We start from the raw sequence: 18,882 nt of genomic DNA, 5'->3' as shown, positions 1-18,882 counted from the left end.
ACGCTGAAATTCTGCGTCAGCCGCGTTTCCTGGCGTTCGCGTTTGCCAATGCCGGTGCGCTGGGCATGGTGCTGACCTACGTGTCGCTGGCACCGCAGGTATTAATGACCGAAGGCGGGCTCACACCGATCCAGTTCTCATTTGCTTTCGGGGCCAACGGTTTCTGGATCATGTTTGTCAGCATGTTCGTGAATAAAGCGATTCGCAAAGCGGGTCGACCGTTCTGTCTGGCGATGGGATTCTTCACCATGCTGCTGGGCGCGGTGCTGCTGGTGGCGGGGACGCAGATTTTCCCGGCGGAGATGCAGACGCACTGGGCGCTCTACATGTTCCCGGTGGCGGTATCGGTGGCCGGACTGGCCTTTACAGTGGGACCGGCCACCAGCTATGCGCTGGAGCCGTATCAGCAACAGGCGGGCGTAGCATCCGCCCTGCAGGGATTTATTCAGATGGCGGGGGGTGCGGCAGGCAGCCTGGTGATCGTCGCGCTGCCGGTGGCAGAGAAGCTGTCGCTGAGTCTGATGATGCTGCTGGGTGCAGCGCTGGCCTTTATCGCCTGGCGCTGCAGCAGAAAGATGCGCGGCAGCCTGACCGCGCTTAAATAACAGTGACCGGAACGCGGGGTGCCAGTGCGCACATGAGCTCGTACCCTACCGTTCCGGCTGCTTTTGCCACCTGATCGATTTTCACCTGCTCACCCCATAGCTCAACGGCTGAGCCAATCCCGGCCTGAGGACAAGGCGTTAAATCTACCGTGATCATGTCCATGGAAACTGCGCCCACCACCTGCGTCATCACGCCATCGACACAGACCGGCGTACCGGTTGGGGCATGACGCGGATAGCCATCGGCGTAACCGCAGGCCACCACGCCAATCCGCTGCGCCGTGCTGGCGTGATAGCGATAGCCGTAACCCACGCCATCGCCAGCCTGTAATTGCTGAACTGCGATAATCTCACTGCTTAAGGTCATCACCGGCTTCAGGCCACTGCCAGCGATGTCCTGACAGTCACCGCTGGGCGATGCGCCATACAGAATGATACCGGGACGAACCCAGTCAAAATGCGCTTCAGGATGCCATAAGGTGCAGGCGGAGTTAGAGAGCGATCGTGGGCAATTTAGTCCCTCTGCCGCCTGCTCTACGCGCTGCAACGGAGCAATCAACCCCTGAGGATTTTCAGCATCGGCAAAATGGGCCATCAGCGTCATCTCACCGACATTGCTCAGCGCCCGCAGCTTTTGCCATGCGCCGTTTACCTGCTCCGGACGAAAACCCAGACGGTTCATTCCGCTGTTCATTTTGAGATAGATATCCACCGGCGCAGAAAGCGTGGCGCTGGCCAGCGCTTTGATTTGCCAGTTGCTGTGCACGCTGGTGGTGAGGCGATAGCGGTCGATCAGCTGCAGATCCTCTGGCTGGAAGAACCCCTCCAGCAGCAGAATCGGCTTTTTCCACCCCTGCTCACGCAGCTGGATCGCCTCTTCCATATTCAGCAGTGCAAAGCCATCGGTGGCGGATAACGCCTCGCGAACGCGATCAATCCCATGGCCGTAAGCATTGGCCTTCACCACTGACCAGACGCGCGATGCGGGCGCTGCCTGGCGAACGACCGTCAGGTTATGACGTAACGCCTGCTGATTGATGGTCGCGATAATCGGACGTGACATCCTCTCTCTCCCTGAATACTTAACGAGTTGCGTTGGCGTTACGCAGCGGCGATGAGGTCGCCGCGAAACCGGGTAAGTAGCGGAACACCGCTAAGTCATCCGCCGCAATGGCAGGCTTTTTACCGGAGATGAGATCGGCCAGTAACTGACCCGAACCACACGCCATCGTCCAGCCCAGCGTACCGTGACCGGTGTTGAGCCAGAGATTGGAGATTGGCGTGGCACCCACAATCGGCGTACCGTCTGGCGTCATCGGACGCAGACCGGTCCAGAAACTCGCCTGCGCGACATGACCACCTTCAGGATAGAGATCACTGACGACCATCTCCAGCGTTTCCCGCCGCGCTTCGGTGAGTTTGGTGTTAAAACCAACAATCTCCGCCATCCCGCCGACACGAATACGATCGTCAAACCGGGTCACTGCCACTTTGTAGGTCTCATCCAGGATTGTCGAAACCGGCGCGGCATCAGGGTTTTTAATCGGAATGGTGAGGGAGTAGCCTTTCAGCGGATAGACCGGAATATCGATAACGTTTTTTAACAGCGCGGTGGAGTAGGAACCAAATGCCACCACATAGCTGTCCGCCTTTATTATCTCCTCGCCGCACTTCACGCCATAAATGCGGTTGCCATCGCGCAGCAGATGATCGACCGGGGTGTTAAAGCGGAAAACCACACCCGCCTCTTCGGCCATTTTTGCCAGCCGCTGCGTAAAGAGCTGGCAGTCGCCGGTTTCATCGTTGGGCAGACGTAATCCGCCGGTGAGTTTATGCTGGGTTGCCGCCAGCGCCGGTTCAACGCGTGACAGCTCATGCGCCTCTAACAGCTCATAGGGAACGCCCGCGTCGCGCAGCACTGCAATATCTTTACTGGCGCTGTCGAATTGCTGCTGGGTGCGGAACAGCTGCAGCGTTCCGCCCTGACGGCCCTCATAGGCGATGCCGGTGTCGGAACGCAACGCTTTCAGGCAGTCACGGCTGTATTCGGCAATCCGCACCATGCGGCTTTTGTTCTGCTGATAGTGGTTGATGTCGCAGTTGCGCAGCATGTGCCACATCCACTCCAGCTGGAAACTGCTGCCATCGAGCCGGATAGCCAGCGGCGCGTGGCGCTGGAACATCCACTTCACCGCTTTCAGCGGCACGCCCGGTGCTGCCCATGGCGCGGCATAGCCCGGTGAGATCTGACCGGCATTGCCTGCGCTGGTCTCCATCGCCGCGGCGGGCTGACGATCGATAACGGTTACCTGATGTCCGGCACGCGCCAGATACCAGGCGCTTGCCACTCCAACCACACCACTTCCAAGAATTACAACGTGCATAGCTCCCCCACCCGGCATGTAAAAGCATAATTCACTGTTCAGCAGATGATAGTCAGCGGATTTACACAGCGGACACCACCTCATAAATTCAGCATCCATTTCACATCTTTTTCACTTTTCAGGTAACTAAAATCTTGTCACGCGGTCAATTTCAGCGCTTTATGCGCCTTAATGCATAAACACAGAAATAAATGACAACAAAGGCAGTTAAATCTGAGCGCGGCAGGAGAATCATTCAACCCCATACATTCTGCTTATAAACAGGATGATATTCCGCATTTTGAAATAACGTTCGAATTAAAGGCTATTAAATTCCCTGCCGCATCCGTCTTAATGATTTTGTGCCAAAGAATTCGTTTGAGTTCGCATTTCGGATAAGCGACAGTGGGCTATCATTGTTGTGTTCGCTCAGTTTTTTTCGGGTTCCCTTTTTCAGGATGAAGCCTTAAATAACCAGAACGGGTTGTCTTTCGGGTCAGCCGGTTTGCATAAAAGAGGTGCGCTATGACGACAATCTTTGACGAAGCCATCAGAGACAGCAAACGACTCAATGACGGACCAGACTGGACATTCGAACTGCTCGATGTCTACTTAGCAGAGATCGACAGGGTCGCTAAACTCTACCGGCTTGATACCTACCCGCACCAAATCGAAGTCATTACCTCTGAACAGATGATGGATGCCTATTCCAGCGTCGGCATGCCCATCAACTATTCACACTGGTCATTCGGCAAAAAGTTTATCGAGACCGAGCAACGCTATAAGCATGGTCAGCAGGGTCTGGCCTATGAAATTGTCATCAACTCCAACCCCTGCATCGCCTACCTTATGGAAGAGAACACCATGACCATGCAGGCGCTGGTAATGGCGCATGCCTGCTATGGCCACAACTCGTTCTTCAAAAATAACTATCTGTTCCGCAGCTGGACGGATGCCGGCTCAATTGTCGATTACCTGCTGTTTGCCAAAAACTATATCAGTGACTGCGAAGAGCGCTATGGCGTCGAAGAGGTCGAGCGACTACTCGACTCCTGCCATGCCTTAATGAATTATGGCGTCGATCGCTATAAACGTCCGCAGAAGATCTCCCTGCAGGAGGAGAAGGCGCGGCAGAAGAGCCGTGAAGAGTATCTGCAGAGTCAGGTAAACACTTTATGGCGTACCCTGCCACGCCGCGAGACAGAAGCCGTAGCCTTTGAAGCTGCACGCTACCCTTCTGAGCCGCAGGAAAACCTGCTCTATTTTATGGAGAAAAACGCTCCGCTGCTGGAATCATGGCAGCGTGAGATCCTGCGCATCGTGCGCAAGGTGAGCCAGTATTTCTATCCGCAGAAACAGACCCAGGTGATGAATGAGGGCTGGGCGACCTTCTGGCATTACACCATCCTGAATCACCTCTATGACGAAGGCAAAGTGTCGGAACGCTTTATGATGGAGTTCCTGCACAGCCACACTAACGTCGTGTTTCAGCCGCCCTATAACAGTCAGTGGTACAACGGCATAAACCCTTACGCCTTAGGGTTTGCGATGATGCAGGATATCAAGCGTATCTGTCAGTCGCCGACCGAAGAGGATCGCTACTGGTTCCCGGATATCGCCGGTTCAGACTGGCTGGAAACACTGCATTTTGCGATGCGTGAGTTCAAGGATGAGAGTTTTATCAGCCAGTTCCTGTCACCGAAAGTGATGCGCGATTTCCGGCTGTTCACCGTACTGGATGATGACCGTAATAACTATCTCGAAATCGCCGCGATCCACGATGAAGCGGGCTACCGGGCGATTCGCCAGCAGCTCTCTGCACAGTACAACCTGAGTAATCTTGAACCAAACATTCAGGTTTATAACGTGGATGTGCGCGGTGATCGTTCGCTGACGCTGCGCTATGTGCCGCAGACTCGTACGCCGCTGGATAAAAGCCGTCGCGAGGTGCTGAAGCATGTGCATCGTCTGTGGGGATTTGATGTGATTCTGGAGCAGCAGAACGAGGATGGCAGTGTGGAATTGCTGGATCGCAATCCACCACGGGGTGCTTCACTCTGACGGGTCATCTGAAGGTGATGGGTTAGAAACAAAAAACCGGACGCGATGTCCGGTTTTTTTAGCGCTTGTTGCCGAGGTCTTCGGGCAGATTCTTCTGCATGCTGTGCCAGATTTCACCGCTGCGGCGGCCATAGTTGCGCACCACGTCCACGATCTCATCCTGTCCTGGTTCTTTGTCGCACAGCGCCAGCAGTTTGAGATAGAAATCGCGCGCGACCTGACGGGCTTCCGGATTAGAGAAGTAGTGACGGCCAACGCGGGTGTACAGACCTTTCAGGCCATTCAGGATCAGACCGTAAATAGGATTACCTGAAGCAAACGCCAGACCACGGAATATCCGATAGTCAAGTTCGGTGTAGGAATCCGCCTGATCGGCTGCGGCACTCACCGTCTCCAGCACTTCACGCGCTTTGTCCGGATGATGGCGCAGCGCACGGCTGATAAAGATCGATGAAATATTACTGCGGACTGAGAGCAGGTTATCAATCAGCACCGGAACGCTGTCATGATCAAGACGGGCCAGCGTTTCCAGAATATTCAGGCCAGACGTCTCCCAGAAATCATTCACCCGCGTCGGTTTGCCGTGCTGAATCGTCAGCCAGCCATCGCGCGCCAGGCGCTGCAGCACTTCACGCAAGGTGGTGCGCGTCACCCCAATCAATTCAGAAAGCTCACGCTCAGCAGGAAGAATCGATCCAGGTGGAAAGCGACTGTTCCAGATGCTTTCAATAATATACTCTTCAGCAAATCCCGCTGGACTCTGAGCCTTTATAACCATAGCAATGTGTTCTCGTTGCTTTTCTAATCATGATGAGGACTCATCATACCAGACGCCCTATAGCGGATATAGCCTGCATAACTATTAAAACCGGGCGCGGGCGCATATTTCAGAATGGCTGACAGTTATTTCTGCTGCTTTAAGACGAGGGTCATTTGATACGATTTTCCGTGCTGAAACAATGCGTGTGCCAGAGCCGCAAAATGTCGTCCTGAAAGCGCGGGATGTTCGCACCGGATAGTCTGCGTCTGCCGTTTCTCTCGCTGCCGATAGCAGCCTGCTTTGTCACCCGCCTCGCTGTCCGCTCTGTTTGCTGAACGGACATCGCCTTTTTATCCTCATTTAACCTGCTCTGGATCAGAATCAGGTCATGTTTGCATACGATTTTTCCCCGTCCCTGGCTGGTTTGTAAACGCTTTTGGTTTACACTGCGTGGCATTAACGTTTACAGGGAATGCAATATGTTGCGATATCTGAATCAATGTTCACGGGGACGCGGAGCCTGGTTATTACTGGCACTGACGGCTCTTGCATTGGAATTGACGGCTCTCTTTTTTCAGCACGTGATGGGTCTGAAGCCCTGCGTGATGTGTATTTATGAGCGTAATGCGCTGTTTGGTGTGCTGGGCGCGGGCCTGGTGGGCGCGATTGCGCCGAAATCGCCGTTGCGTCTGGCGGCGCTGGCGTTGTGGATCTACAGTGCCTGGGAAGGTCTGCGTCTCTCTTATGAACATACGATGATTCAGCTGCACCCTAATCCCTTCACCACCTGTGATTTTGCTGCCCGCTTCCCCAGCGGATTGCCGCTGGATAAGTGGCTGCCGTCGGTATTTCTGGCCAGCGGTGACTGCGCAGAACGCAGCTGGACGTTCCTGACGTTCAGCATGCCGCAGTGGATGATTGTGGTGTTCGCCGGTTATCTGCTGGTCGCCGCGCTGGTGCTGATTGCCCAACCGCTGAAACCGAAACGCCGCGATCTCTTTGGTCGCTGAGAGCAAAAAAGGCTGCCAGTGGCAGCCTTTTTTACTATTCGGGTTAATGCAGCGGCGCTTAGCCGTTGCGATCGGGACGATCAATGATGTGATCTTCCCAGTCCCGCACTTCACTCTCCCGCACCGCAATATAACGCACCGAAATACGCTGCGCGTGCATCGCGGTTTTCGAACCGGCCCGCAGCGGATGCCAGGCGGGTAAATCTTTGCCCTCACCCAGCAGCCGATAAGCGCAGGTGCGCGGCAGCCAGTTAAAGGTGGTCAGATTTTCACGCGTTAACTTGATGCAATCCTCTTCCAGCTCGAAGCGGCGCTCATAGTTACGGCACTGGCAGGTTTTAATATTGAGCTGATCGCAGGCGACATTGGTGAAGTAGATCTCATCGGTGTCGGCATCCTGCAACTTGTTCAGGCAACACTGTCCACAACCATCACACAAGGATTCCCATTCCTCATCGCTCATTTGTGCCAGGCGTTTTTGTTGCCAGAAAGGGGTGTCAGTCATGATGATTTATCCGGATTGTGCCTAAACCGCACCTTATAAAGCCTATGCTGCGGTGATGCAAGTTTTTAGAGTACGCGCGTGCTGATGCCGTGGCCCGCCAGGGAGACTTCCAGCTGGTCACCCGAGCGCATCGGGCCAACCCCTTCTGGGGTGCCTGTCAGAATCACATCGCCAGCGCGCAGGGTAAAGTAGTGGCTCATGTGGGCAATCAGCGGCAGGATTTTATGAATCATGTCCTCGGTATTGCCGTGCTGACGCACTTCACCATTCACCACCAGCTTCAGTTCGACATTCTGCGGGTTGCCGCTGAAGTCCGACACCGGGATAAAACCGGAGACCGGACAGGCGTTATCAAAGCCCTTGGATTTCTCCCATGGCTGGCCCGCTTTTTTCAGCCTGGACTGCAGGTCACGCAACGTCAGATCCAGCGCTACGCCATAGCCTGCAATCGCCTTAGCCACGTGTTCTTCAGTCGCCTGCTTCAGGGTCGCCCCAATCAGCACCGCCAGTTCCACTTCGTGATGGACTTCGCCAAAGGCGTCGGGAATCGAGAGCGGCTGACGTAAATCACACAACGACGTCTCCGGCTTGATGAAGATTACCGGTTCGGTCGGTGTTGCGCTGCCCATCTCTTTAATATGTTTTGCATAATTACTGCCGACGCAAACCACTTTGCTGACCGGAAAATCTAACAAGGCGCCTTGCCAGTTACGATGCTGATACATGCTCATCCCCTGTTCAGGTTAGGTGTGATGCCAGCGCTGCTGGCGGGTTGATGTTTGCTTATGCGTTGATCGAAATGCCAACCTCATGGCGTGATAATAAGATCCTTTTAACGGTCCAGGGTGCGGAATTTGTCAAAAAGCGTAAATGAAGGCGTCGAATCGCTGAATAATCGTACAAATCGGGAGAGAAAAATGCGCAGAGAATTTAGTAATGAGTGAAACAGATAAGCTGCACCGTTAATTTTGCGCAGCTTCAGAGCAATATTATCCTGCCAGGATCGCACCGACAGGATTTATATTTACAGAAGAATCCGAGTTAAACTTTTTTATCGGTCTCTAAATGAATTTTTAGCAGACTTTCAATCGGCGGAGGGAGCTGTAAATAATAGCCCTGCTCACTCAATCCCTGCTTCACTTTATTGATATCCGCGTTAGCCAGCCTGTCGCGGCCCGCCAGCTTTAGCACCATCGCCAGCTGCGGCTTGCCAAAACCTTTCAGCAATTCTTCCGGAACGCGCGAAAAATCGTCCTTTTTTTCAACATAGAGATAAGTCTGGTCACGTAACGGGCTTCTGTAGATCACACAAAACATATTTTTTACTCGAATTAACCGGCGTTGAGGCTTGTCTGAATATAGCTGTAACTATAACATGCTTGCAGAACTTCGAATATTCACCGTTAGCGCTTCAGCGATGATTTTATCATCGCCTTGCTAACGGTAGTGAAAACAGGACTGAGTCGGGACAGATGTCGCAAACGCCAATCGAATTCAAAGGTAGCAGTTTCACCCTGTCTGTCGTCCATTTGCATCACCATGACCCTGCGGTGATTCGCAAGGCACTCCAGGACAAGATTGACCAGGCTCCGGATTTCCTGAAAAACGCCCCGGTCGTACTTAACGTCGCCACATTGAGTGCCGATGTTAACTGGAAACAGATGCAGCAGGCGATTCTCGCCACCGGTTTACGCATCGTCGGCGTGAGCGGCTGCAAAAATGAAGCACTTAAACGCATGATCTCCCTTGCAGGCCTGCCGGTACTGGCAGAAGGTAAAGAGGCCAGACCGCGCGCTGAAGCGCCGCAGCCGGCTCCCCTACCTGAACCGCAGCCGGTTGTAACCGAGACGGTGGCAACGAAAACTCGCATCGTGAACACACCGGTGCGCTCTGGCCAGCAGATTTATGCGCGTGACGCTGATTTGATTATCACCAGCAGCGTTAGCGCCGGCGCCGAACTGGTCGCCGATGGCAACATTCATATTTACGGCATGATGCGTGGTCGCGCACTGGCAGGTGCCAGCGGTGACCAGAACTGCCAGATTTTTTGTACCAACCTGGCTGCCGAGCTGGTCTCGATTGCCGGAGAGTACTGGATCATGGATCAGATCCCGCAAGAATTTTTTGGTAAAGCTGCGCGCCTGTGCCTGCAGGATGGCGCGCTGACTATCCAGACACTTAATTAGGCCCCTTTTCTTTTGTTAAGGAAATCAACATTTATGGCACGCATTATTGTAGTTACATCCGGTAAAGGGGGCGTTGGTAAGACCACGTCAAGCGCGGCCATCGCCACCGGTTTAGCGCAGAAAGGCAAAAAGACGGTTGTCATCGACTTTGATATCGGTCTGCGTAACCTGGATCTGATCATGGGCTGTGAACGCCGTGTGGTCTACGACTTCGTTAACGTTATCCAGGGCGATGCCACACTGAACCAGGCGCTGATTCGCGACAAACGCACCGAACTGCTCTATATCCTGCCTGCGTCGCAGACCCGTGATAAAGATGCGCTGACCCGTGAAGGTGTTGAAAAAGTCCTGAACGATTTAGCGGCGATGGAATTTGATTTCATCGTCTGCGACTCACCGGCAGGGATTGAAACCGGCGCACTGATGGCGCTCTACTTTGCCGATGAAGCCATTATCACCACCAACCCGGAAGTCTCTTCTGTCCGTGACTCCGACCGCATCCTTGGCATCATCTCATCCAAATCCCGTCGCGCTGAAAACAGTCAGGACCCGGTGAAGGAGCATCTGCTGCTGACCCGTTATAACCCTGGCCGGGTGAACCGTGGTGATATGCTGAGCATGGAGGATGTGCTGGAAATCCTGCGCATTCCTCTGGTCGGCGTGATCCCTGAAGATCAATCGGTGTTACGTGCCTCTAACCAGGGTGAACCGGTGATTCTTGACGGCGAATCTGATGCTGGCAAAGCCTATGCCGATACCGTTGAACGGTTGCTCGGTGAAGTACGCCCCTTCCGCTTTATCGAAGAAGAGAAGAAGGGTTTCCTGAAACGCCTGTTCGGGGGATAAACCATGGCATTACTTGATTTCTTTTTATCCCGGAAGAAGAACACTGCCAACATAGCCAAGGAAAGGCTGCAGATTATCGTGGCAGAACGGAGAAGGGGCGACAGTGAGCCCCACTATCTTCCGCAACTTAAGCGCGACATTCTGGAAGTGATTTGCAGATATGTGAAGATCGATCCAGAAATGGTGACGGTTCAGCTCGATCAGAAAGGGGATGATATCTCGATTCTGGAGCTGAACGTCACGCTGCCGGAAACGGATGAAGTGACTAAATGACGCTGACCGTTTCATGAATTTCCCCTGCGCTCTGGCAGGGGAAATTTAACCGGTTAACAACCCGCCAGAATTTCCTCAATGCCGGGTTTCAGCAGTTCCCCCCGCCATCCGGTGAGTAACTCCGGCTGACGCCCCTGTGGCTTCAGGCCCCAGTGCTGGCTCAATACCTGATTAATCTGACGTCGTGACGCCAGTAACTCCTGACTGAACCCACTCTTCTCGCTGACCTGCTGCACCAGCGCTTTCATCGCCTTGAACACCTGCTTGTAGTGCGGATGGTCGATCAGGTTGCCCAGCGGAGCCGGCAATTCACTCTCATCCAGCGCCTCTGCTTCGGCCACCAGCGCCACCAGCGTTTTGCCGTGGAAACGGATTTCATGGCCTGACAGCCCCAGATGATCCAGTTCACCCAGTGAACCAGGCATAAAGCGCGCTACTTTCCACAGGTGCTCTTCGCGCACCACAAAGTTCACCGCCATATCCTTTTCACGCGCCAGCTTCAGACGCCAGGACGCCAGTCGCTGCAGTGCCGCCAGCTGACGCGGGCGCAGTTGCCAGGCATTGGTGATATCGCGCCAGGCTTCCTCCGGCGACAGGCTATCCAGACGACGCTGACACAGGTTATCGCACTCACTGAGTGCCGCCGCCATGTTGCCAGCCTCTTCCGTGTTGATCATCAGCTGACGGGCAATCGGCAGCAGATAGTGAACGTCTGCCGCCGCATACTCGCACTGACGCTGAGTCAGAGGGCGTGCCAGCCAGTCGGTACGTGATTCGCTTTTATCGAGTTCGACCTGGGTGAAATGCGCTACCATCGACGCAAAGCCCCAGGAGAGCGGCTGGCCGGAGAAGGCCGCCAGAATCTGGGTGTCGATCATAGGCGTCGGCAGTACGCCGAAACGGTGCAGGAAAACTTCCAGATCTTCACCACCGGCATGCAGGAATTTGGTGACGCCGGTGTCAGTCAGCAAGGCAATAAAGGGTGACCAGTCACGGATATTCAGCGGGTCAATCAGCACCAGCTGATGATCGTCGAACAGCTGGATCAGGCCAAGCTGCGGGTAGTAAGTGCGGGTGCGGACAAATTCGGTATCCAGTGCCACCGCCGCGTGCTGGCGCGCTTTCTGACACACGTCTGCCAGTTGATCATCCTGGTCGATAAGGGAATAGTTCACGTCTGATTTCCACCGCAGCCAACAACGCGCGGCGCTCCATGTTAAAAACAATAAAAACGCCGGACATGCCGGCGTTCAACCTCAATTCCTGCCCGGACTCAGCTCGCGCCGGGTTTCGCCTCGTCGCGCAGCTCACGCCGCAGGATTTTACCGACGTTGGTTTTCGGTAACTCATCACGAAACTCAATGATTTTTGGTACCTTGTAACCGGTCAGCTGACGGCGGCAATGGTCGAGCACTTCTTCTTTGGTCAGCGATGCATCTTTTTTCACGATGCAGACTTTGACTGCTTCGCCAGAAAGATCGCTGGGCACACCAATCGCCGCGGCTTCACGCACTTTCGGGTGCTGCATCAGCACATCTTCGATTTCATTCGGATAGACATTAAAACCAGAGACCAGAATCATATCTTTTTTGCGGTCAACGATGCGAATAAAGCCTTCCTGATCAACGGTAACAATATCACCGCTGTGGAGCCAGCCATTTTTCAGCACTTCTGCTGTCGCTTCCGGATGCTGCCAGTAGCCCAGCATCACCTGCGGACCGCTGATGCAGAGTTCGCCCGGCTCCCCCGGCGGCACTTCATTGCCGTCGTCATCCAGAATCCGCACATCGGTAGAAGGCACCGGCAGGCCGATACTGCCGGTATGACAGCTGATATCATATGGATTGACCGATACCAGCGGAGAGCATTCGGTCAGGCCATAGCCCTCCAGCAGATAGTGTCCGGTCAGCTTTTCCCAGCGCTCAGCCACCACTTTCTGCACCGCCATGCCGCCACCGGCAGAGAGACGCAGCGTGGAGAAATCGAGTTTATTGAAATGCTCATCGTTGAGCAGCGCATTGAACAGCGTATTCACGCCGGTGATGGCGGTAAACGGAAATTTCCCCAGCTCTTTAACGAAGCCGGGAATATCGCGTGGATTGGTAATCAACAGATTCTGACCGCCCAGCTCCAGGAAAAGCAGACCATTCACCGTTAAAGCGAAGATGTGGTAAAGCGGCAGCGCCGTGACGACACACTCTTTACCGTCGCGCAGCACTTTGCCGTAGGTGGCGCGAGTCTGCTCCAGATTCGCCTGCATGTTGCGATGGGTCAGCATCGCCCCTTTAGCCACGCCGGTGGTGCCGCCAGTATATTGCAGGAATGCGAGATCATCATTCGAGACGGTCGGACGCTGATAATTGAGCGTGTCACCCACTTCGAGTACCTGGCGAAAAGAGATGGCACCCGGCAGATGATACTTAGGCACCAACTTCTTCACATATTTGACGACAAAGTTAACCAGCGTCGCTTTTATCGGCGCCAGCTGATCGCCCATGCGGGTCAGAATGACGTGACGCACCACGGTATCCCCCACCACTTTTTCCAGGGTATGGGCAAAATTCGAGACGATAACGATGGCGCTGGCACCGCTGTCATTGAGCTGATGCTTCAGCTCACGCGGCGTGTAGAGCGGGTTAACATTGACCACCACCATACCCGCGCGCAGCACACCAAAAAGGGCTACCGGATACTGAAGTAAGTTAGGCATCATCAGGGCCACGCGGTCACCCGCTTTCAGGCCCAGCTGCTGCTGGAGATAGGCGGCAAAAGCGCGGCTCTTCTCTTCCAGCTGGCGATAACTCATCTTCTGACCCATGTTCACGAACGCGGGTTGATCGGCGTAGCGTTTTGCAGCCTGCTCAAACAGATCCACCAGCGAGGTGTAACGATCTGCACTTATTTCGGCAGGCACATCTGCCGGGTAGCGTTTCAGCCAAACCTTATTCAAGGATCCACCCCGATAATTATGTTGTATTTCCATCGCTGCCTCAGCCAATCTGGTTTGTTAACAATATTTTAACTGATTGTACCAGTTTGCCTGTTTCGGCATGTTGAGGTTGCGAAGTGCATCACTAAATTTCGTGCTAAGAAATCAGGCCAATAAAAAGCCCGGCAGCGAGCACCGCGACCGGGCTGAATAAAATCATTTGTACATTACTCGGTCAGAATGGTCTGGACCTCTGTCGGGCCACTGTTGACCATTCCCCAATAAGGATTAGGCCCCCAGTATCCGCCGCGATGACGTGTCGGACCGTACCAGATCCAGGGATCCATCGGCTGCGGCGGTGCCGTTACCTGCTGAGCGAGGCGCCAGCGCTGATAGCCACGCACATCGATAACCGCAAATTTGTAATCTGCCTCACCAATTTTGCCCTGCTCCGTGCCCTTCAGCGTACCCAGCACCGTGACATACTGGTTTTTCACATCCACCGGATCGACAAAACCGTGGATATCGGCATAAATCCGGCCAACCGAGGCCGCACCCAGACGCGGTCTGGCGCTGTCATCCAGCGGCTGTGCCGCAATCTCAAGCCGGGTTTTGCCGTTCAGGTTAGTGACATTCACTACCTTGCCACCAAAGCGCGATTCCTGTCCGACAAAGAGCGAAGGATTGCTCATGACCCGCAACAGATCCTGCTGCGGCTGCGGTGAACTGCCCTGCAGCGTGTCAGGAATGGAGACACAACCGGTTAACGCCAGCACACAGGTCAACAGCAGACCTGAAAGCCCTTTACCACACATTGACGACATAAACGCTCTCCCGTTAGGTAAAGACTTAGACTGGACGCATAACAATAAGTTGCGTGCATTTTACCGGCCAGGTAATTTTTTCCAGGCGACTTCATTTCGCAGATAAGTCGGCTCCGCCGTCTCCGGCAGCAGCGTATTCCCCTGCGCCAGCGCAAGCGTCGCCAGCGGCAGCATATCCTGTGCGGCGGGCAGGGTAACCTCACTGGCGGTCAGGGTCAGATTATGTCCCTGCTGCAGGTCAGGGTAAGCCTGCCAGCCGGTGCCAGCGGTCATCCACTCGCCAGAGAGCGCCTGCATCCGTGCCAGTGCCGCCTCGGGCGACAGCACGCTTTCGCTGGCTTCACCCTGCCAGGCACCCTGCTCATCACGCTGATATTCGGCCCAGTAGACCTCGCCCATCCGCGCGTCGATAGCGGTTAATACCCGGGTTGCCCCGTGCAGACGCCATGCGCCTTCCGCCAGCGTCGCCAGCGTGGAAACGGCGATCATCGGCAGTGAGGCACCCAGTGCCAGGCCCTGTGCAATACCAATGCCAATGCGCACACCGGTAAAACTGCCGGGGCCGCGACCAAAGGCGAGCGCGTCCAGATCGGTCAGTTCCAGCTGCTGCGCCAGCAGGAGCTCCTCGACCAGCGGTAAAATACGCTGAGTGTGATCGCGCGGGGCGATCTCAAATCGGGCATCAATCTGTTGCTGATTCAGCAAGGCGGCTGAACAGGCTTCTGTTGCCGTATCCAGCGCTAAAATTCGGGCTGACATGACTACCTCAGAAGAAAGAAAACGGCGCGCATCTTAGCATAAAATTACGCGTCTGGTTCGGGTTGCTGGCGGATAAAGGCGATGGCACGGGCAATGTCGCGGGTACGCGGCGTCGGCGGCAGACTATTGAGAAACAGCGCGCCATAGGGACGGGAGACCAGCCGCTGATCGCAAATCACCAGCACGCCACGATCGTCCGTATCACGAATTAAACGTCCCACCCCCTGCTTCAGGGTGATCACCGCATCCGGCAGCTGCACATCGGTGAAGGGATCGCCTCCACGAATACGGCAATCTTCCATTCTGGCTTTTAACAGCGGATCTTCCGGGGAGGTGAACGGAAGTTTATCGATGATGACCAGCGACAGCGCATCACCCCGCACATCCACACCTTCCCAGAAACTGCTGGTCGCCACCAGCAGGGCGTTGCCCTTCTCAATGAACTGTTTCAGTAACTGACCTTTGCTGGTTTCGCCCTGCACCAGCACCGGTAGCGTCATTGAGGCGCGGAATTCTGCCGCCAGCTCACGCATCATCAGGTGCGATGTGCAGAGGAAGAAACAGCGGCCATTGTTGGCATCAATCAGCGGCTTCATCATCGCAGCCAGCTGGCGTGCGCCGCCGGGACGGTTAGGTTCAGGCAGATTGCGCGGCACGCAGAGTAGTGCCTGTTTGGCAAAGTCGAACGGGCTGTTCAGAATCAGGCTTTTTGTCGCATTCACACCCAGCCGTTCGGCGAAGTGGGCCATCTTCTCATCCACCGCCAGGGTAGCTGAGGTGAAGATCCAGGCCGCCTTGCGGTTATCCATCACTTCACGGAAGCGTTCGGCTACCGAGAGCGGCGTCAGCGCCAGGATAAAGTGGCGAGAGGTACATTCATACCAGTAGCTATAGCCCGGCTCGTTAATCGCCCGTAACCGTTTTAAGCGGGTACGGTAAAGCGCGGCGCGCTCAAAGGCGGCATCCAGCAGGGCTGAACGCCCCAGCGAGAGTTTAATGACGTCGTAACAGAGCTCCAGCGCATCATCCAGCAGGGTGAACATACGCAGAATCTGGTTATCGCTCAGCAGTTCGCGCAGATTACCGCGGTAGCCGGGATCGCCTAATGATAGCCGGAAATCTTGTGCGCACTGGGCCAGGCGGTCAGCGGATTTCTGCAGCTGTTGGGCATCACGCACTTCAGTGCGGTAAGCGGTAATAATATCTTTGGCGAGATCGAGTAACTGACGGCTGGAGAGCTGTTGACCAAAATACTGACTGGCGATATCGGGCAGTTGGTGGGCTTCATCGAAGATCATCACATCCGCTTCGGGAATGAGTTCACCAAAGCCGCCCTCTTTCACCACCAGGTCGGCCAGAAACAGGTGGTGATTGACGACCACCACATCGGCGTCCATGGCACGTTTACGCGCTTTAACTACAAAACACTCTTTATAGCGCGGACAATCGGTGCCGAGGCAGTTATCGTTGGTGCTGGTGACCAGTGGCCATACCGGGCTATCTTCGGTAACGCCAGCACAGCTGCTGATGTCGCCATCTTCGGTCTGTGAGGACCAGCTGCGCAACGTTACCAGATCGGTCAGCGCCTGCACGGTGAGGTCTCCGCCCGCCATCGATTGCTGTTCCATGCGTTCCAGACAGAGATAGTTGGAACGCCCTTTCAGCAAGGCGGTTTTACCTTTGAACTTCAGCGCCTTGATCATGGTGGGCAGATCGCGGCCATAGAGCTGATCCTGCAGCGCTTTGGACCCGGTGGAGACAATCACTTTTTTACCGGCCCGCAAGGCGGGTGCCAGGTAAGCATAGGTTTTACCGGTGCCGGTTCCGGCTTCAACCACCAGTTCGCCCAGCTGTTTTACGGCTTCAGATACCGCCTGCGCCATCTCACGTTGTGCTTCACGCGGCTTAAAGCCTGCGATCGCCAGCGCCAGGGCACCATCCACTGCAAAATCGTCTGCCACATACCCTCACTAAGAACGGCAAAAACACTGTAATTATGTCAGTATTGGATCAACAAAGCAAAATCCATAACTATCAGTAGGTTACCTGATTCTGGTTGATTTGGACGCGTGGATTAGTAACCTTTAATCATGGCTGGCAGACGTCAAAAAGGCGGCTCATAGCCGCCTGAAGAGCAGTGCCTGTAGTGCCGATAAGCCTGTTGGCGAATCGATACCGCAAAGAAGGCAGAAAACGCGGTGATTACTCTACAATCATGCGACCGTTGAGATGCTGCAATGGACGATTGTTGGTGGTTTTCAGCGCCTGTTTAAAGGCATCAAGCTGTGCCTGAGACAGCGTAACTGGCTGTTTCATCACCAGCCAGCGAATACCTTCGCTGCAGGGTGGCGTTGTCAGGGATCCGCTAAAGCGATAATAGTGCAGATCTTCCGGGAAGAGTTCGCGCAAATTTACCTGGCGATTAATACTGACCTGCTGGTTTTCCTTTTTCGGCATCGCGGCAATCAAGGGTTCCAGTGCCGGGTTCTCTTTGCCGACTTTAAACATCACCGCGACAACGGCGAGATCCCCATCCTCTTTGCTGTGTACAAAGTGGGCTTCAAGGGGAAAGGTTTCTCCATTAATCTGGTTTTCACTTGGGGTATGGAAGTGATACTGACGCAGAGTGAACTTTTCACTGTCCAGAACAAAGTCATCTTCTTCATCAACGGTCACCTGAATCGTGTGGCCGTTGTTAATCATTTTCTCTGCTGACGTATGGTAGGCCAGGTCGAGTGCCTGTAAATGTCCCTCAATTGGATCTTTAATATTAATCGGCGACTGAGATTTGCCTTCGTGACAGATATGGAAGTCACTGGTCAACTCACTCCAGTGTTCCGGGCCCGCTTTACCTTCGTACGTCCAGTGCGTTTCTGCCGCTCCCGCTACGCTGAAGAAAGAGATCGCCATAGCCAGACTTAACACTGTTAATCGTTTCATTTTATCCCTGTTTAAAAGCTAATTTGCGGCAGGGATAATATTCCGCTCAGCTTAAATTCAGCAAGGTGACAAAATGCGTTAAATCAAAATCAGAATGAATAAAGAGTTTATAATTTTTATCGATGTTAATTTAATTAACATCGTTGATTAAACTGCTTTATTTGAGCCGTTTCCTTGAGACGTTAATCTGAATAAACCGAACAGTATGAGGGCGTTAATTTGATGGTAATAGTAGCAAGGGATTTATCAGCAGATGCAAGCCTGTAACAGCATCGTAAGAGACGAAAAACCTGAGAAACCGCAAAACTGCGCCACTGGCGGTTTTGCGGTGTAGGCCAGCATTCAGAAGACCAGAACTTGGTCAGACAGCCTTTTCAGACGGCTAAACATCCTTTTCTAACGGATCGTCTTCTTCATCCTCTTCTTCATCTTCCGGATAGATCTCAGCATCATCTGGCAGCGGTTCATCGTAATCAGGACGTTCAGACATAATTACCTCCGGTGATAAATAGCAGTACTGCTATTTCAACTGAGCATAGTTAACCGTCATCACTATTCGCAGATTTTCCGCCTGAAGTGTGAGCCAAACGTAAAATTGCTGTAAGAGACTGAAAACGACCCTACCGCACGGCGCTAATGGTGTATGTAGAGCGCGCCCGCCAGCATGATGATGAACAGCACCGCAAAGGTGAGCACTCCCGGCTTAGTGCCTTTGGATAAACCCACAAATGCCGCGATAACAATAAACAGCAGCGTCAGTGCGCCAGCCATAACCCAAAAAAGATACTGCGTATTCGCCATGTTTTAATCCTCATCCTGTG

19 protein-coding genes are annotated in these 18,882 nt (G+C 54.0%); 6 read left to right on the top strand and 13 right to left on the bottom strand.

Annotated features, from left to right (window positions below; translation table 11 throughout):
- A partial coding sequence (locus AC2LB6_RS21990) for an MFS transporter (protein WP_490095134.1) occupies positions 1-605 on the top strand: 605 nt, incomplete at its 5' end.
- Here AC2LB6_RS21990 and dadX read toward each other — a convergent pair.
- Positions 598-1,668 (bottom strand): catabolic alanine racemase DadX, encoded by a 1,071-nt coding sequence (gene dadX, locus AC2LB6_RS21985; RefSeq protein WP_490095133.1) that lies wholly within the window; start codon positions 1,666-1,668, stop codon positions 598-600. The genes AC2LB6_RS21990 and dadX overlap by 8 nt on opposite strands.
- 19 nt (positions 1,669-1,687) lie before the next feature.
- Positions 1,688-2,989, bottom strand: a complete 1,302-nt coding sequence (locus AC2LB6_RS21980; protein ID WP_490095132.1) for a D-amino acid dehydrogenase — start codon at positions 2,987-2,989, stop codon at positions 1,688-1,690.
- A 504-nt stretch (positions 2,990-3,493) separates the two neighbouring features.
- On the opposite strand from AC2LB6_RS21980, the gene AC2LB6_RS21975 reads away from it, so the two are divergent.
- Positions 3,494-5,029, top strand: coding sequence for a SpoVR family protein (locus AC2LB6_RS21975; RefSeq protein ID WP_490095131.1), 1,536 nt, complete (start codon positions 3,494-3,496; stop codon positions 5,027-5,029).
- 58 nt (positions 5,030-5,087) lie between these two features.
- On the opposite strand, the gene fadR is transcribed toward AC2LB6_RS21975, so the two are convergent.
- On the bottom strand, positions 5,088-5,807 hold the full coding sequence (gene fadR / locus AC2LB6_RS21970) for a fatty acid metabolism transcriptional regulator FadR (RefSeq protein ID WP_490095130.1): 720 nt from the start codon (positions 5,805-5,807) through the stop codon (positions 5,088-5,090).
- Between the two features lie 461 nt (positions 5,808-6,268).
- Here fadR and dsbB point away from each other — a divergent pair, with 461 nt between their 5' ends.
- On the top strand, positions 6,269-6,799 hold the full coding sequence (gene dsbB, locus AC2LB6_RS21965) for a disulfide bond formation protein DsbB (RefSeq protein ID WP_490095129.1): 531 nt from the start codon (positions 6,269-6,271) through the stop codon (positions 6,797-6,799).
- Positions 6,800-6,857: 58 nt separating this feature from the next.
- On the opposite strand, the gene ycgN is transcribed toward dsbB, so the two are convergent.
- The 3 genes from ycgN to AC2LB6_RS21950 all read right to left on the bottom strand — a co-directional run bounded on the left by ycgN (position 6,858) and on the right by AC2LB6_RS21950 (position 8,621).
- Positions 6,858-7,304 (bottom strand): cysteine cluster protein YcgN, encoded by a 447-nt coding sequence (gene ycgN, locus AC2LB6_RS21960; RefSeq protein ID WP_090960412.1) that lies wholly within the window; start codon positions 7,302-7,304, stop codon positions 6,858-6,860.
- A 65-nt stretch (positions 7,305-7,369) separates the two neighbouring features.
- On the bottom strand, positions 7,370-8,029 hold the full coding sequence (locus AC2LB6_RS21955) for a fumarylacetoacetate hydrolase family protein (RefSeq protein WP_490095128.1): 660 nt from the start codon (positions 8,027-8,029) through the stop codon (positions 7,370-7,372).
- A gap of 316 nt (positions 8,030-8,345) precedes the next feature.
- Positions 8,346-8,621 (bottom strand): YcgL domain-containing protein, encoded by a 276-nt coding sequence (locus AC2LB6_RS21950; protein WP_090960406.1) that lies wholly within the window; start codon positions 8,619-8,621, stop codon positions 8,346-8,348.
- Positions 8,622-8,776: 155 nt separating this feature from the next.
- Between AC2LB6_RS21950 and minC the strand changes: the two genes are divergently transcribed.
- The 3 genes from minC to minE are packed head-to-tail and all read left to right on the top strand — an operon-like array spanning position 8,777 to position 10,609.
- Positions 8,777-9,490, top strand: a complete 714-nt coding sequence (gene minC, locus AC2LB6_RS21945) for a septum site-determining protein MinC (protein ID WP_490095127.1) — start codon at positions 8,777-8,779, stop codon at positions 9,488-9,490.
- Positions 9,491-9,523: 33 nt separating this feature from the next.
- Positions 9,524-10,336: a septum site-determining protein MinD gene (gene minD, locus AC2LB6_RS21940; RefSeq protein ID WP_090960400.1), complete on the top strand. Its 813-nt coding sequence runs from the start codon at positions 9,524-9,526 to the stop codon at positions 10,334-10,336.
- A gap of 3 nt (positions 10,337-10,339) precedes the next feature.
- The gene (gene minE, locus AC2LB6_RS21935; RefSeq protein ID WP_008925314.1) at positions 10,340-10,609 is read left to right on the top strand and encodes a cell division topological specificity factor MinE; all 270 of its coding nucleotides are present in this window, start codon (positions 10,340-10,342) and stop codon (positions 10,607-10,609) included.
- Positions 10,610-10,662: 53 nt separating this feature from the next.
- On the opposite strand, the gene rnd is transcribed toward minE, so the two are convergent.
- The 7 genes from rnd to AC2LB6_RS21900 form a co-directional block, all read right to left on the bottom strand.
- A complete protein-coding gene (gene rnd / locus AC2LB6_RS21930) occupies positions 10,663-11,784 on the bottom strand; it encodes a ribonuclease D (protein ID WP_490095126.1) in 1,122 nt (373 codons plus the stop codon).
- A gap of 98 nt (positions 11,785-11,882) precedes the next feature.
- Positions 11,883-13,559 carry a long-chain-fatty-acid--CoA ligase FadD gene (gene fadD, locus AC2LB6_RS21925; RefSeq protein WP_490095125.1) on the bottom strand — a complete coding sequence of 559 codons (1,677 nt, stop codon included), beginning with the start codon at positions 13,557-13,559 and terminating at the stop codon, positions 11,883-11,885.
- A 206-nt stretch (positions 13,560-13,765) separates the two neighbouring features.
- Positions 13,766-14,362: a Slp family lipoprotein gene (locus AC2LB6_RS21920; RefSeq protein ID WP_490095124.1), complete on the bottom strand. Its 597-nt coding sequence runs from the start codon at positions 14,360-14,362 to the stop codon at positions 13,766-13,768.
- A 60-nt stretch (positions 14,363-14,422) separates the two neighbouring features.
- Positions 14,423-15,121, bottom strand: a complete 699-nt coding sequence (gene tsaB, locus AC2LB6_RS21915) for a tRNA (adenosine(37)-N6)-threonylcarbamoyltransferase complex dimerization subunit type 1 TsaB (protein ID WP_490095123.1) — start codon at positions 15,119-15,121, stop codon at positions 14,423-14,425.
- A gap of 44 nt (positions 15,122-15,165) precedes the next feature.
- Complete coding sequence (yoaA, locus tag AC2LB6_RS21910) at positions 15,166-17,082, bottom strand: DNA repair helicase YoaA (protein ID WP_490095122.1); 1,917 nt, start codon at positions 17,080-17,082, stop codon at positions 15,166-15,168.
- A 241-nt stretch (positions 17,083-17,323) separates the two neighbouring features.
- Positions 17,324-18,061 (bottom strand): carbonic anhydrase, encoded by a 738-nt coding sequence (locus AC2LB6_RS21905; protein WP_490095121.1) that lies wholly within the window; start codon positions 18,059-18,061, stop codon positions 17,324-17,326.
- 633 nt (positions 18,062-18,694) lie between these two features.
- Positions 18,695-18,862, bottom strand: coding sequence for a hypothetical protein (locus AC2LB6_RS21900; protein WP_490095120.1), 168 nt, complete (start codon positions 18,860-18,862; stop codon positions 18,695-18,697).
- Between the last annotated feature and the right edge of the window lie 20 nt (positions 18,863-18,882).

It is taken from the genome of Pantoea sp. RCC30.1 (genome assembly GCF_058148845.1).
The sequence above is the reverse complement of the archived record's forward strand: the minus strand, read 5'-3'. Positions and strand labels throughout refer to the sequence as shown.